Origin of the sequence: Escherichia sp. AM3 (assembly GCF_032029835.1) — a bacterium.
Lineage (GTDB): Bacteria > Pseudomonadota > Gammaproteobacteria > Enterobacterales > Enterobacteriaceae > Escherichia > Escherichia coli.
This window is the reverse complement of record NZ_JAVUPQ010000083.1, coordinates 1-15,864: the sequence shown is the minus strand read 5'-3', so window position 1 is coordinate 15,864 and position 15,864 is coordinate 1. Positions and strand designations below refer to the sequence as shown.

The 15,864-nt window shown below is 36.7% G+C and carries 13 protein-coding genes and 1 pseudogene; 13 read left to right on the top strand and 1 reads right to left on the bottom strand.

What is annotated here, in order from left to right; genetic code table 11:
• The first annotated feature begins 2 nt into the window (after positions 1–2).
• The gene (locus RTW80_RS31565) at positions 3–59 is read left to right on the top strand and encodes an IS1 family transposase (protein WP_003032489.1); all 57 of its coding nucleotides are present in this window, start codon (positions 3–5) and stop codon (positions 57–59) included.
• Positions 60–191: 132 nt separating this feature from the next.
• Here the strand turns inward: RTW80_RS31565 and RTW80_RS31560 are convergent.
• Positions 192–319, bottom strand: a pseudogene (locus tag RTW80_RS31560) (hypothetical protein).
• 286 nt (positions 320–605) lie between these two features.
• Between RTW80_RS31560 and RTW80_RS20520 the strand changes: the two are divergent.
• The 12 genes from RTW80_RS20520 (at position 606) to RTW80_RS20465 (ending at position 15,393) form a co-directional block, all read left to right on the top strand.
• Positions 606–2,039 (top strand): capsule assembly Wzi family protein, encoded by a 1,434-nt coding sequence (locus RTW80_RS20520; RefSeq protein WP_032248080.1) that lies wholly within the window; start codon positions 606–608, stop codon positions 2,037–2,039.
• A gap of 145 nt (positions 2,040–2,184) precedes the next feature.
• Positions 2,185–3,324: a polysaccharide export protein gene (locus RTW80_RS20515; protein WP_032248082.1), complete on the top strand. Its 1,140-nt coding sequence runs from the start codon at positions 2,185–2,187 to the stop codon at positions 3,322–3,324.
• A complete protein-coding gene (locus RTW80_RS20510) occupies positions 3,324–3,758 on the top strand; it encodes a low molecular weight protein tyrosine phosphatase (protein WP_000460411.1) in 435 nt (144 codons plus the stop codon). Before RTW80_RS20515 ends, RTW80_RS20510 begins: the two co-directional genes overlap by 1 nt.
• Positions 3,759–3,775: 17 nt before the next feature.
• On the top strand, positions 3,776–5,941 hold the full coding sequence (locus RTW80_RS20505; RefSeq protein WP_032248083.1) for a polysaccharide biosynthesis tyrosine autokinase: 2,166 nt from the start codon (positions 3,776–3,778) through the stop codon (positions 5,939–5,941).
• Between the two features lie 79 nt (positions 5,942–6,020).
• The gene (gene wbaP, locus RTW80_RS20500) at positions 6,021–7,451 is read left to right on the top strand and encodes an undecaprenyl-phosphate galactose phosphotransferase WbaP (protein WP_032248084.1); all 1,431 of its coding nucleotides are present in this window, start codon (positions 6,021–6,023) and stop codon (positions 7,449–7,451) included.
• Between the two features lie 46 nt (positions 7,452–7,497).
• Positions 7,498–8,730 (top strand): O-antigen ligase family protein, encoded by a 1,233-nt coding sequence (locus RTW80_RS20495; protein WP_001259743.1) that lies wholly within the window; start codon positions 7,498–7,500, stop codon positions 8,728–8,730.
• Positions 8,723–9,241 carry a serine acetyltransferase gene (locus RTW80_RS20490; RefSeq protein ID WP_000598902.1) on the top strand — a complete coding sequence of 173 codons (519 nt, stop codon included), beginning with the start codon at positions 8,723–8,725 and terminating at the stop codon, positions 9,239–9,241. Before RTW80_RS20495 ends, RTW80_RS20490 begins: the two co-directional genes overlap by 8 nt.
• On the top strand, positions 9,234–10,097 hold the full coding sequence (locus tag RTW80_RS20485; protein WP_032248085.1) for a glycosyltransferase: 864 nt from the start codon (positions 9,234–9,236) through the stop codon (positions 10,095–10,097). Before RTW80_RS20490 ends, RTW80_RS20485 begins: the two co-directional genes overlap by 8 nt.
• Positions 10,094–11,275, top strand: coding sequence for a glycosyltransferase (locus tag RTW80_RS20480; protein ID WP_044072784.1), 1,182 nt, complete (start codon positions 10,094–10,096; stop codon positions 11,273–11,275). Before RTW80_RS20485 ends, RTW80_RS20480 begins: the two co-directional genes overlap by 4 nt.
• Positions 11,254–12,504 carry a hypothetical protein gene (locus tag RTW80_RS20475; RefSeq protein ID WP_000517405.1) on the top strand — a complete coding sequence of 417 codons (1,251 nt, stop codon included), beginning with the start codon at positions 11,254–11,256 and terminating at the stop codon, positions 12,502–12,504. The genes RTW80_RS20480 and RTW80_RS20475 overlap by 22 nt, the downstream gene beginning before the upstream one ends.
• Before the next feature lie 184 nt (positions 12,505–12,688).
• Entirely contained in the window at positions 12,689–13,852 is a 1,164-nt protein-coding gene (locus tag RTW80_RS20470) for a glycosyltransferase family 4 protein (protein ID WP_032248086.1), read from the top strand.
• A 281-nt stretch (positions 13,853–14,133) separates the two neighbouring features.
• Positions 14,134–15,393, top strand: a complete 1,260-nt coding sequence (locus tag RTW80_RS20465) for an oligosaccharide flippase family protein (RefSeq protein ID WP_050488420.1) — start codon at positions 14,134–14,136, stop codon at positions 15,391–15,393.
• Positions 15,394–15,864: the final 471 nt, after the last annotated feature.

Below are 15,864 nucleotides of genomic sequence, written 5' to 3'. Positions count from 1 at the left end.
CGGTGGAGCTGCATGACAAAGTCATCGGGCATTATCTGAACATAAAACACTATCAATAAGTTGGAGTCATTACCAATTGGCAGATATTCGGGAGCAAGACTCCCAATTGTGACCGAAATCCCGTAGACTTAACGCCGCAAAAAATAAAGGCCTGACCAATTTATCACCTACAGGCCGATTAAATACGCCGTTCAGGTAGTCAGTGCGCTGGTAGCTGTTAAGCCAGGGGCGGTAGCGTCGCTGAAACCACGTGCGGCTGCACAAAATACCTTCTCTGAACGGCTATAAAAATCGATGCACTTTGGGTGATTAACGCCATAAGATATCTATGATGCTCATCAGATATCCTCATAAAGGGGTCAGGAGCGGCTGCTGATATCGCCTGTACATCAACTTTCCCATCTCATCGATAGCCTGTACGGTAAAATTCGCCTACATTGTGAGCTGGGTGGATGTTATAAGGGTTTCAAGCAGCTTAGGGTAACTGTACTTGCCTCGCCGGTGTTGCACAGTGAAGTCAGCTGGTGCCGCGAGCGCTTTCTATCTTGGTATTCCCCTCATTCTCATTGAGATGCGACAGCGGGGCTGAAAATGGATCTTGTACAATGATAAAAATTGCGCGCATTGCCGTGACATTGGGCTTGCTTTCCTCACTGGGAGCCCAGGCTTACGCGGCCGGGTTAGTAGTAAATGATAACGATCTGCGAAACGACCTTGCCTGGCTTTCCGATCGTGGGGTCATCCATCTAAGCCTGTCGACCTGGCCGCTGAGCCAGGAAGAGATCGCCCGGGCACTAAAAAAGGCCAAACCATCCTATTCTTCTGAGCAAGTGGTGCTGGCCCGTATCAACCAGCGACTGTCTGCTTTAAAAGCCGATTTCCGGGTCACCGGCTACACCTCGACCGACCAGCCGGGCACCCCGCAGGGGTTTGGTCAGACGCAGCCGGCGGATAACTCCTTAGGCCTGGCGTTTAACAACAGCGGCGAGTGGTGGGATGTCCACCTTCAGGGTAACGTCGAAGGGGGGGAGCGGATCAGCAACGGATCGCGCTTCAACGCCAACGGCGCCTACGGCGCGGTGAAGTTCTGGAACCAGTGGCTCTCTTTTGGTCAGGTTCCGCAGTGGTGGGGACCGGGCTATGAAGGAAGCCTGATCCGCGGGGATGCGATGCGACCGATGACCGGTTTCCTGATGCAGCGAGCCGAGCAGGCGGCGCCGGAAACCTGGTGGCTGCGCTGGGTGGGTCCATGGCAGTACCAGATCTCTGCCAGCCAGATGAATCAGTACACCGCTGTGCCCCATGCTAAAATTATTGGTGGTCGTTTCACCTTCACGCCGTTCCAGTCTTTAGAATTAGGCGCGTCGCGCATTATGCAGTGGGGCGGGGAAGGTCGACCGCAATCATTCAGCAGTTTCTGGGATGGCTTCACTGGCCATGATAATACCGGGACAGATAACGAACCGGGTAACCAGCTGGCAGGGTTTGACTTTAAGTTCAAACTTGAACCAACCCTTGGCTGGCCAGTGAGTTTCTATGGGCAGATGGTTGGTGAGGATGAGTCTGGTTACCTACCATCTGCGAATATGTTTCTTGGCGGGGTTGAAGGACACCACGGCTGGGGTAAGGATACGGTTAACTGGTATGTGGAAGCGCATGATACACGTACCAATATGAGCCGGACCAATTACAGCTATACCCACCACATCTACAAAGATGGTTATTACCAACAAGGGTATCCACTGGGCGATGCGATGGGCGGAGATGGTCAACTTATTGCTGGTAAAGTTGAGCTTATTACCGAAGATAACCAACGCTGGAGCACGCGCCTGGTGTACGCCAAAGTTAACCCGGAGAACCAGTCTATTAATAAAGCGTTCCCTCATGCTGATACCCTCAAGGGTTTACAGCTTGGCTGGAGCGGAGATGTTTATCAGTCGGTCCGCTTGAATACTTCACTGTGGTACACCAACGCGAACAACAGCGACAGCGATGACGTTGGGGCCAGTGCAGGGATAGAAATACCGTTTAGTTTATAAGGCTGAATGCTGAAAATAGAGGAGAGAGGGTGGTAGCGCTGCAGGACGCAGTCAGCTTTTATCTCTCCACAAGCCGGCAGGGAAGCAACGGCTGTGACAGCTGCTCAGGAATTGGCAAATTTTGATTTACTGATGATGTGACATTATGAAGAAAAAACTTGTTAGATTTTCGGCATTAGCATTGGCAATTGGGTTTTTATCAGGTTGTACAATCATCCCTGGTCAGGGATTGAACAGTCTGCGTAAAAACGTGGTAGAACTCCCGGATAGCGACTACGATTTGGATAAGCTGGTGAATGTTTATCCTATGACGCCAGGTCTAATAGATCAACTCCGTCCGGAACCGGTTATAGCACGCTCGAATCCTCAGTTGGATAACCTATTAAAAAGTTATGAGTATCGCATTGGTGTGGGTGATGTGCTCATGGTTACGGTATGGGATCATCCGGAATTAACGACACCTGCTGGTCAATATCGTAGTGCAAGTGATACGGGTAACTGGGTAAATTCTGACGGAACTATTTTTTATCCTTACATAGGTAAGGTTCAGGTAGCTGGAAAAACAGTAAGTCAAGTACGACAAGATATTACAAGCCGATTAACTACATATATTGAAAGCCCTCAAGTTGATGTCAGCATAGCTGCATTCCGGTCACAAAAGGTTTATGTAACTGGTGAAGTTGCAAACTCTGGAAAACAGGCCATTACAAATATTCCCCTAACTGTGATGGATGCTATCAATGCGGCAGGGGGGCTTGCGGCTGATGCTGACTGGAGAAACGTTGTTCTTACTCATAACGGTAAAGATACAAAGATTTCATTATATGCACTAATGCAGAAAGGAGATCTAACCCAGAATCATTTATTATACCATGGCGATATATTATTCATTCCAAGTAATGATGATCTCAAAGTATTTGTCATGGGAGAGGTCGGTAAGCAAAGTACATTGAAAATGGACCGCAGCGGTATGACCCTTGCAGAGGCGCTTGGTAATGCTGAGGGTATTTCTCAAGAAATGAGCGATGCTACAGGGATATTTGTTGTACGTCAGTTAAAAGGTGATAGGACAGGAAAAATAGCAGATATATATCAATTGAATGCTCAGGATGCTTCAGCAATGGTCTTAGGTACAGAATTTCAACTACAACCTTATGACATTGTATATGTAACGACTGCACCTCTTGTTCGTTGGAATCGTGTTATATCACAGCTCGTACCTACAATATCAGGTGTTCATGATATGACGGAAACAGTACGATACATTAAGAGATGGCCAAACTAATGTTTGATTCAATTTTAGTGATCTGCACAGGAAATATCTGCCGTTCTCCAATTGGTGAGCGTTTATTAAGACGGCTATTACCAAGCAAAAAGATTAATTCCGCTGGGGTTGGGGCATTGGTTGATCATGCAGCAGATGAATCCGCAATTCGCGTCGCTGAAAAAAATGGTCTTTGTCTCAAAGGCCACCGTGGGACAAAATTTACCTCTGCATTAGCTCGACAGTATGATCTTTTACTCGTGATGGAATATTCTCATCTAGAACAAATTAGCCGGATAGCACCTGAAGCACGTGGTAAAACTATGCTGTTTGGACACTGGCTTGATAGTAAAGAAATCCCAGACCCATACCGTATGAGTGATGAAGCATTCGACTCGGTATATCAATTGCTTGAACAAGCAAGCAAGCGTTGGGCTGAGAAATTAGGTGAATAATTTTCAGGAAATATTGCATGACTTCAGTCACATCTAAGCAATCAACGATACTAGGATCTGATGAAATAGATTTAGGTCGCGTTATCGGTGAGCTAATTGATCATCGTAAGCTTATTATATCTATAACATCGGTTTTTACCTTATTTGCAATACTCTATGCATTATTAGCGACTCCTATCTATGAGACGGATGCGCTAATTCAAATAGAGCAGAAGCAAGGTAATGCTATACTAAGCAGTCTAAGTCAGGTTTTACCTGATGGCCAACCCCAATCTGCACCTGAAACAGCTTTGCTACAATCTCGAATGATTCTTGGCAAAACTATAGATGATTTAAACCTTCAGATTCAAATTGAACAAAAATATTTTCCTGTTATTGGCCGTGGGTTAGCAAGATTAATGGGAGAAAAACCAGGTAATATTGATATTACTCGGTTATATTTGCCTGATAGTGACGATATTAGTAATAATACTCCTAGTATAATATTAACAGTAAAAGATAAAGAAAATTATTCGATCAATAGCGATGGTATTCAACTCAATGGGGTTGTAGGGACGTTATTAAATGAAAAAGGGATATCATTACTGGTTAACGAAATCGATGCTAAACCTGGAGATCAATTTGTTATTACACAGTTGCCTCGATTAAAGGCCATTTCTGATCTTTTAAAAAGTTTTAGCGTTGCTGATTTGGGTAAAGATACGGGAATGTTAACGTTGACTCTTACTGGAGATAACCCAAAAAGAATATCTCATATTTTGGACAGTATCAGTCAGAACTATCTTGCACAGAACATTGCTAGACAAGCTGCGCAGGATGCTAAAAGTCTCGAGTTTTTAAATCAACAATTACCCAAAGTTCGTGCCGAATTAGATTCTGCGGAAGACAAGTTAAATGCTTATCGTAAGCAAAAAGACTCTGTTGACTTGAATATGGAAGCTAAATCAGTACTTGATCAAATAGTTAACGTTGATAATCAACTAAATGAATTAACCTTCCGTGAGGCAGAAGTTTCACAGCTATATACTAAGGAACATCCTACTTATAAGGCGTTAATGGAAAAACGGCAAACACTTCAAGAAGAAAAATCTAAACTTAATAAGCGCGTTAGTAGTATGCCCTCGACCCAGCAGGAGGTTCTGCGATTAAGTCGAGATGTTGAATCTGGTCGTGCTGTATATTTGCAATTGCTAAATCGGCAACAAGAATTAAACATTGCCAAATCAAGTGCTATTGGCAACGTTAGAATTATTGATAATGCTGTAACAGATCCTAATCCTGTAAGACCAAAGAAGACTATCATAATTGTAATAGGTGTTGTTTTAGGACTAATCGTTTCGGTTGTACTGGTATTGTTCCAAGTGTTTCTACGCCGTGGTATCGAATCCCCAGAGCAACTCGAAGAAATCGGAATAAACGTGTATGCAAGTATTCCAATATCTGAATGGCTTACAAAAAATGCTCGTCAGTCAGGGAAAGTCAGAAAAAATCAGTCAGACACATTGCTTGCTGTTGGTAATCCTGCCGATTTAGCTGTTGAGGCCATTCGTGGTTTACGCACAAGTTTGCATTTTGCAATGATGGAAGCAAAAAATAATGTCCTAATGATATCGGGTGCTAGTCCAAGCGCAGGTAAAACTTTTATTAGCAGTAACTTGGCAGCCACTATAGCAATTACAGGGAAAAAAGTTTTATTCATTGATGCTGACCTTCGTAAGGGATATGCTCATAAAATGTTTGGTCATAAAAACGATAAAGGATTATCTGAGTTTTTATCTGGACAAGCCGCTGCTGAAATGGTCATTGATAAAGTAGAAGGGGGGGGATTTGATTACATTGGTCGTGGACAAATTCCTCCAAACCCAGCTGAATTACTTATGCATCCGCGTTTTGAACAATTATTAAATTGGGCCTCACAAAATTATGATTTAATTATAATAGATACACCTCCAATTTTGGCAGTGACAGATGCTGCGATTATTGGTCGATATGCTGGAACATGTCTATTAGTCGCTCGCTTTGAAAAAAATACTGTTAAAGAAATTGATGTAAGTATGAAGCGGTTTGAGCAAAGTGGTGTGGTAGTCAAAGGCTGTATACTTAACGGTGTTGTAAAGAAAGCTAGCAGCTACTATAGATATGGCCATAATCATTATGGCTATTCTTATTATGATAAAAAATAGACTGACAAAACCATAGACTCTACTTAATGTAGAGTCCTACTATAGCTTTATTATTTTGACGCGTATTTGCGAGGAAATTATGACGCATTTGGCAAGAAACGTTAGCTGCAGTATTACACTTGCGGTAGTAGATTTCATTAGCTTAACTCTATCTCTATATTTAGCCTTAGGTGTACTATCATTAACTCTTGAGCATTTTCAACAGAGAGTTCCACAAGATCAAATCGAAGGGTGGATAGGTTTACATTGGTTATTAGGTGTCTGTTGTGTTGCTTGGTATGGTATTAGATTACGGCACTATTTTTATCGTAAAACATTTTGGTTTGAACTGAAAGAGATTTTACGCACACTTGTTATATTCGCTATCATTGAAGTTGCAATAATCGCTTTTGCAAAATGGTATTTTTCACGTTATGTCTGGTTAATGACGTGGGTTTTTGCTGCTGCATTAGTACCATTGTTACGTATGACAGCGAAATATATTTTAAATTCATTGGGATTATGGATGCGTGATACATGGATAATAGGGAATGGAAAAAATGCTCACGAGGCGTATAAAGCAATTAATAGCGAAAATAACCTTGGTTTAAATGTTGTTGGCTTTGTTGATGTAGATGACAATAATAATGGTTCCAAAAATACTATTGATAGTGTCCAGGTAATAAGTGTTGATAAAACCTGGTTGACAACTGTTGATAAGCACACTCAATTTATAGTCGCTGTAGAGAGTCATCAAAGTGAAATTCGTAACAATTGGCTTCGCGAGTTTATGATTCGTGGTTATCGCTATGTATCAGTAATACCAACATTGCGAGGAATGCCATTGGATAGTACTGACATGTCATTTATATTCAGTCATGAAGTGATGATTTTTAGGGTGCAACAAAACCTAGCTAAATGGTCATCACGTGCTCTTAAGCGCGCATTTGATATTGTTGGGTCCCTCTCGATAATAATAGTACTATCTCCTGTATTGCTATATATCAGTCAGAAAGTTAAAAAGGATGGTGGCTCTGCGATTTATGGGCATGAAAGGGTAGGTAAAGGTGGGAAGCCATTCAAATGTTTGAAATTTCGTTCAATGGTCGTTAATTCAAAAGAGGTTCTGGAAAGGTTGTTGGAAAATGATCCTAAAGCAAAGGCTGAATGGGATGCCACATTTAAATTGAAAGATGACCCTCGTATTACTAAAATCGGACAATTTCTACGTCGAACAAGCCTTGACGAATTACCACAGTTGTTCAATGTCTTGAAAGGAGAAATGAGTCTTGTGGGGCCTCGTCCAATCATTACTGCTGAACTTGAACGCTATAATGATGAAGTAGATTACTATCTATTAATTAAACCGGGAATGACAGGGTTATGGCAAGTTAGTGGCCGAAGTGATGTCGATTATGATACTCGTGTCTATTTAGATGCTTGGTATGTTAAAAATTGGTCAATGTGGAATGATATTGCTATATTATTTAAAACAATTGGCGTTGTACTTAAGAAAGATGGTGCTTATTAAATTAAATATTTTTTGTTAAAGTTAATTAGCATTAAAGGAAAATTATGTGAGGACACTTTCGAAAGCGATAATAATATTATCATTAATTTTTTCTGTAACAAATTACGTGCCAATTAGTGTCTTAGTGCTCTTACTAACACCTATTTCGGTAATAGGTATTTTTTACAGAACTGATTTTTTAAAATTTAAAAAAATTGAGCTTTATCTTTTATTGTTATATATCTACGTTATTGGCTCAACGTTAATATATAACCCAAGCTCTTTCTTAGAATTTGATTTTTATAGAAAAGATGGGAATTTTATAATTAGCTATTTAATATTACTGGTATTTATATTTTTACCATTAAATATTGATATTGATATTGATAAATGGCTCAAACGAGCATTTGTCATTTTTTCGATAGCTTCATTCGTTGCCTTTCTTATAATGCCAAAAGAAGTCCCGGAAGAAGGCGGTGCTACAGTGCATCATTTCTTCTTTTTATCGCATAATGCTGCGGGGGGCTTTTATTCAGTAATTGGTGCAATGGCCTTAGGGATATATCTGCATAGTAAGAATAAGTTATATTTATTTTATGCTATTATGTTTATCTTTTTCTTGTATATGACCAATTCGAGAGGAAGCATTCTGGCCATAATGGCTGCCTTTGGATATTCCTTAATAAAATTCAAAAAACCGTTTCTTGTATTTACAATATTTTTACTCATTCAGTTTTTTATAGTTCAAGAAACATATCCAACATGGGTATCAATGGGTAAGATTATGTCTGAAAATGCAAATTATACTGTATCCAGTGCCGCCCAAGGTATAGACTTCCAGAGGGTAGGGACATTCATTGATCGGTTATATTATTTGTGGCCAAGGGCTTTTGATAATTTTATTCATTCACCATTACTAGGACTAGGTTTTGGTAGTTATGATGATTTATATTATCGATATTCAGATGTAATACCGCATTTATTAGCAATTAAAGAAGGAGCTATGGTAAGACATTCTGAAGCCCATGCACATAATTCAACATTCACAATCCTTGCAGAATTAGGTGTTGTGGGGTACCTCCTTTTTATTTTATTATTTAATGAAATTAATAAAAAAATAATTGCTATAAAAAAAGTTGAACCTGGTATATTTATGGCCTTAAGTTTAGCATTTTGGACATGCATATTTTCATCGGCGACTGAGCATCGTATAACAACCCCTTCACAAATGATACCCTTTTTTATATTATTTGGGATATGCTATCTGAAATTTTTCGGAAGAAGGAATGTAAATGATTAAATGGATTAATATGTTTTATAGAGAAATAAGGTCTCAGCCAGTTTTAAAAAGTAAGGTGATAATATTTTTATACAGATTATCATCTTTATTCTTTAGCCAATCTAGAAACCCCCTAAAATATATATTCATTATTTTTGTTTTTTCTTACTATTGCGTTGTAGAGTTTCTATGGGGTATTGAAATAAAGCCTAAGACAAAAATCGGTTGGGGTATAAAAATTTTTCATCCTAATTCGATAATTATAAATCCTGGTGCAGTATTAGGTAGTGGGATTATATTAAGACATGGTGTCACAATCGGGAATAAATATAATAAAAAGACTGGGCGTGAAACAAAATGTCCTATCATTAAAGATAATGTCGAATTTGGGGCATATGCTTGTGTAATCGGTGAAATAGTTGTTGGTGAGGATTCGATAATAGGTGCTATGAGCTACGTAGATTTCGATGTAGAGGCTTATTCAATAATATCATCTCATCGCGGTATAGTATTAAGGAAGAAAAATGCATAAAACTGTCAGTATTTATATTCCTACTCACAATCGTCCAAAAATGTTAGCTAGGGCATTGGATTCATTATTAACTCAAACTTATAAAAACTTCCAAGTTTTAGTATGTAATGATGGTTCATCAGAATCATATGACCAAATAATAAAAGAATATAGATCAAAATTTTCTGATTTTATATATATTGAAAACCAATCTCCAATGGGGGCCTGTTGTTCTAGAAACAAGTTAATAAATATTGCTGATGGAGAATATATTACTGGACTAGATGATGATGATGAATTTCTTCCTTCAAGACTTACTGACTTTATTGACTCACCAAATTTAGATAAATATGCATATATAAGTGCAGGTCATATAACAAAAACATCTAGTGGTTTGTTCAAACAGAAAATTGATGAGCGTGTTATTACACTAGAAAGTTTGTTATCAAGAAATATTGTTGGAAATCAAGTTTTTACAAAAACCGTTTTTTTAAAGGAAAGTGGGGGATTCGATGAACACTTGCCAGCATGGCAAGACTATGATGCATGGATAAATCTTACTAAAAAAATCGGAAACGGATATAGGATTGAAAAATATAATTATCAATGGAATATTGATCATGAAGAGGGAAGAATAAGTAATTCTTCCAAGGCTGAAATTGGGTATAATTTATTTATTGAAAAACATAAAGACATCTTGTCAAAAGATAATCTACGCAATCTCTATATTCAAGATAAAATCAATAGGAATGTTGATATTAGTCTTGCCGAATTATTTGGTAATTTTAGTATTTCAATATTAACTTCAGTTTGTAAATATAAACTCAAAAAAAAATTCCCAGACATAAAAGAAAAAATTTACAAGGTCACAAAATGAAAGTGTTGCATATATCAGATAGTTATGAAGGCGGTGGTGCTGAGGCTGTATTGCGAGATACTATAAAGGTTTGTGAAGAGCTAGGATACCAAAATGAGATTTTTGTTTCACAAGGAAAAACAACCATTATTTCTTATGTTTTCTCTATAGGTTACTATGAAAAACTTTTGGAAAAATTAATAGATTTCAAACCAGACATCGTTCATCTACATAATTATTATCATTACCTCTCTCCATCGGTGTTATATGCGTTAAAGAAATATAAAAAAAGAGCAAGAATTAAAATTATATTCACTGCTCATGACTACCATATAATTTGTCCTAACAGTGGTTTTCAATACTTTAAAGATAATAAAAGATTTAATTTTGATTATAACAGGAAAGAGTCAACTTTATTCAGGAAATTTGATCATCGGTCATATGCACATTCGCTCCTTAAAGTCATGCAACACGCTATATGCTATAATTTTTTAAATTTGAGAGAAGTTATTGATATTATCATTTCACCAAGCCATTTTATGAAGTCTACGTTATCAAATTATGGTATAATCAAACCAATAAGCGTTATTAGAAATCCGGTTTCTATAGCTAATACGGAGCGGCAGATTTTGTTGAATGATGGCTCAATTCATATAGTATATGTGGGGCGATTGACTCCTGAAAAAGGTATAGTAGAGTTTATTAAAAAAGTAAATCATGAAACAACACAAGCCATTCATTTACATATTTATGGCGCTGGTGAGTCAGCGGAGGAAATTAAATCTATCAAGTGTAGGGAAGGTTTCAAGATTCTTTTTCACGGTTTTATTGATAGAGATTTACTGATTACAGAAATCTCAAAATACCATATTTTTGTGTTGCCTTCTATATGGTTAGAAAATGCTCCTGTTTCGATTGTTGAAGCAGCCGAAGCTGGTTTACCAGTTGTTGTTCCTAATTATGGAGGGTTAGCGGAAATGGCAGAAGAAACATTGTATAATTACAAATTTGATTATGAAGATAGTGACCTTTCTGAGGTCATTACACAAGCGGCTGATAAGAAAGGTAAGAATAAGCTAAATAACCCTGATAGTTTCTCGTACGAGATGTACAAAGAAAGCATTAAAAAAATATATGCTCAATCTTTCTGGCGGATGACATTAAAGGTTAAAAGCAGATGGGAAAATTATCAGTCTTAGTGTTACTAATAGTACAGGCTTTTTATTTTAGTACACAGGTATCTGCAGTCACATTTAGTGACCTTAATGGTTCCAATGGAATCTCCTCTCCAGAACTTTCGAAAAAACAAGGGATTAGTATAATCAGAATAGATGTTCCATGGAGTGAAATCGAATCGGTAAAGGGGAATTATGATTATACAAAATATGATAATGAAATTATTAGGGCCAAAAAATTAGGTTACGATGTTCTACCTGTACTTGCATATGCTCCTGTTTGGAACAAAAGTATAAAAGGTAAAATTGGCTCACCTCCTCTTGAAACATCTTCATGGAATGGATTTGTTGAATCTACAGTAAAACGTTATCGTGCATACCCGTATAATATTACTTATTTCCAAGTCTGGAATGAGCCTACTTTGAAGGCCAAATTTTGGTTGGGAAATAATGAAGATTTTGTGAATAAAATCTATATACCCGCTGCAAAAATCATAAAGAAAAACAACGGCAAGGTAGTGTTTGGCGGTTGGCCACTATCCAATAGTATAAGTGAGTTTGATTATGTATTGGAGGGATTAGGTGCTATAAAGTATACGGATATAATTGATATTCATTACCGAGGTTATAAATCCTATATAAAACTATATGATAAGTATATCAAAACAAATAAAGCAGACGGAATTTGGCAAAGTGAATTAGGATATTCATCGAAACCTGGAAATTTGCTGTCTTCGTACCTTAAAATCATGAGTTGGGCGCTTAGTCATAATTGGGCAAAATCAGATACTTATAAAATTTTTTGGTATCCAGCTTGGGCAAGTCGTGAAAAAAAGCAATATGGCTTAGCTACAACACTAAAAGATGGAACTACAGTTCTCACTGAAAATGGTAATGAGCTTGTCTTATTAAATGACTTATACGGTTCTGGTGAACTAGCGGTTCAAGATGTACAAAGTAATATGAAAAGCTCAATTGATACTGATGATTATTTTTTCGGAGTGAAAATTAGTCCAAATAGGATAGTTATTGCCGTGCTATATAATGGACACGTTGATTATAATCAACTGAATTATTCCCTTATGACAAAAAATAACCCTCGGCATATAACTTTAGTTTCATCTAAGAGAAAACAATATCAATTAGATCACACTTATGAAAAGGGAGTTACTCATATATTTGTTGATAAAGATAAGATTCGCAGCATTTCAAAAGGTTATAGTGATGTATTCTTTATTAAGGTAGAGCTTTGATTAGCATTTAAGTTCTTATCATCTTTTGAAAATAAGTGTTGTTGAATTTTATATATTATACATTTACATGGTAGTTGCGAGACTCAAATCTTACCATTTAAAAGAGCTTTGCAATTGATAATTTATTAATAGTTTAAAAGTGACAACCTGTATTTTATTTTAAAGTTTATAAGTAGAGGTATTTATGCTACAAAATGTTAGTGTTGGTCTTGTTGCTGATTGGTTAGTAACTTATGCAGGATCGGAAAAAGTTATTGCAGAATTTATAAAACTGTTTCCCCAGTCTGATCTTTATTCAGTTATTGATTTTCTTTCGGATGAATCTCGAAGTCGGTTTATGAATAAACGAGCAAAAACAACTTTTATTCAAAAATTACCTAAGGCAAAAAGTAACTACCAGCGATACTTACCATTCATGCCACTTGCTATAGAACAATTGGATGTTTCAAAGCATGAAATCATTCTCTCTAGTAGCCATGCTGTGGCCAAAGGGGTATTAACAGGTCCTGATCAATTGCATATAAGCTATGTTCATTCTCCAATTCGTTATGCTTGGGATTTACAACACCAATATTTAAGAGAAGTAGGCCTTGATAAAGGCATTAAATCATATATAGCACGGATGCTTTTGCATAAAATTAGATTATGGGATTGCCGTACTGCTAATGGCGTAGATCACTTCATTGCAAATTCTCAATTCATTGCGCGACGTATCAAAAAAGTATACGGTCGTGATGCTGATGTTATTTATCCTCCTGTTGATGTAAATAGATTTGAATTAAATTTTAATAAAGAAGATTATTTTTTCACTGCATCTCGATTGGTACCATATAAGAGGATTGATTTGATCGTTGAGGCCTTTTCGGAAATGCCCAATCGAAAATTGGTTGTGATTGGGGATGGTCCCGAGATGCAAAAAATTAAAAGTAAGGCTAAGACAAACATTGAAATTTTAGGTTATCAACCTGATTCAGTCATGCAGGAATATATGCGTAACGCTAAAGCATTTGTTTTTGCTGCAGAAGAGGATTTTGGTATTATACCCGTAGAGGCTCAGGCTTGCGGGACACCAGTTATTGCATTTGGTAAGGGGGGGGCACTGGAAACTATTCGCCCTCTTGGTGTTGATAAACCCACTGGATTATTCTTTCAGAAACAAACTGTGGCAGATATAATTGAAGCGGTTACTAATTTCGATAATGATTTTGAATCATTTAATCTTCATGATTGCAGGAACAATGCAGAAAAATTCTCTGTGGAAAGATTTAACAACGAAATTTTAAATTATATTACTGACAAGTACGAATCATTCAAATTGAAAGGTACGTCTGGGGTTTGTAATATATAATATTTCAAATTCATCATTAAAATGTGTTAATAATGTTTAATGTGATGATGCTGACAGATTGTGGTATGCATTAATTAAGCAATATTCATAGTTTAAATTTATCGATAAGGCCTAGTATTAATACCCTCTTATTTTAGAGGGATTTTGTGCGAAGCTTAGGGATCTATTAAATTCACTGACTAACTTATTTATTTTTATACTGCGTAAAAATAATTTCATTAGTTCCTTTTATTTGGCCTGGTTTATTGTGGATGCATTCTTACATATCATGAAGGATAGAAATGAAAAAAAATAGTATTATTAATGCAGCTTGGATGATGTCTGAAAAGATAGTCACTTTATTTGGGTTGTTTTTTGTTACTTCATTTGTTGCTAAATACATCGGTCCTTTCCGATTCGGTCAACTAGCTTTAGCTATTGCCATATTTCAAGTTATTCAAGTGATAGCTCAGTTAGGTTGTGATAATATTATTTTTAAGCGTGTTTCGGAAAAGGTTTTATCTGGTCTAAAACTGATTTATTCTACCTTTCTTATTCGTGGTGGGATATATTTTATATTGTCTTTTTTTGTACTTTTGTTTTTTTATAATAAAAGTGATGTTATTAATTATGTATTTTTGATTTCTGTGTGTTTAGCATGTTTTTTTACGTCTATGGACGTTTTTACTATATATAATGATGCGACTCTAAATTCGAAGTTCAACACTATTGCCAACGTGATCGGATTGCTTATTGGTTTGATTTTTCGCTACGTTATCGCTTTTTTTGAATGGCCAATTTATTTTTTAGCTATACCAATAGTACTAACCACCTTAATCCCTTTTTTAATCCGCCTTGTCTATACACCAAAGGTATATGTTGTTAAAGGAAAGAATAAATGGCGCTATAACAAATATCTCTTTACAAACGGAATACCATTGGTGATATCTACAGTTTCAATGACTCTTTACTCAAGAATAAATCAGTTCACACTTTCTTACTTTGATGGCAGCTATGAACTTGGTATCTACTCTGTTGCACTAACACTCGGGACCGCCTGGGTTTTCATAGGTAACGCTCTTGCAATTTCATTCCTTTCGAAGATATATTCTGAGAAAGACGACTTGAAAGCCCAGGATAAAACATCGGGTTTATTATCTTTTGTTTTTATTATTTTGTCAGTATTTCCACTGTTTTTTTATTTTTTTGGAAAAAAAGTAATTTTATTACTCTATGGAGAGCAATATGTTAATTCTTATGGGATAATAATCATATTGTGTATTTCGACCGTTATAACGGCAATGGGTTTTATATCCAATAGGTATATAGTTAGATTGTCAGGGTATAAATATTTATCAAAGAAAACCCTTTTGGTTTTGGGGTTGAGTATACCCATTTCAACAACCATGGTATATTTTTTTGGAGTATATGGTGCTGCTTATAGCGTTCTAATTGTAGAATTTTTATCCTTGACTATTATGAATTATTTTTTCAATCATGGAGTTATTCTGAAAGTTCATAGAGGTGCTTTTAATTTAAAAAAGATCGCCTCGCTGAGATAAATGGAAAATCGTATTAACATAACTCATTGATTCTCATTGCAGTGTAGAACCCATTACGATTTTATTTAATACCCAAAGATATTGTTTCTTGATAGTGTTTCCTAGGCTTATCACTCTAATAATATCACCTGCATTATTTTTAAAAACTGATTGACAGCCTGACGAATTCAGTTCTTTCCTTTTCTAAACATAATAAGTAAATCCATAGTAATAGCTGTATAATATTGTGAGGGTTATTAAGTGCTGTGTTGACTTGTATATCGCAATTTTGCATTTATTGAAATATATATGAATCAGTATAATTATTATTGCTTCTTTCATATTGGTTGCATAATTTCTATACCTTAATGTATGTTTCATGTAATATGCCTTAACAAAGCGACGCACGCGTCGTAGTGACCACACCAGACAGGAGTAAGTAATGTCCAAGCAACAGATCGGGGTTGTCGGTATGGCTGTGATGGGGCGTAA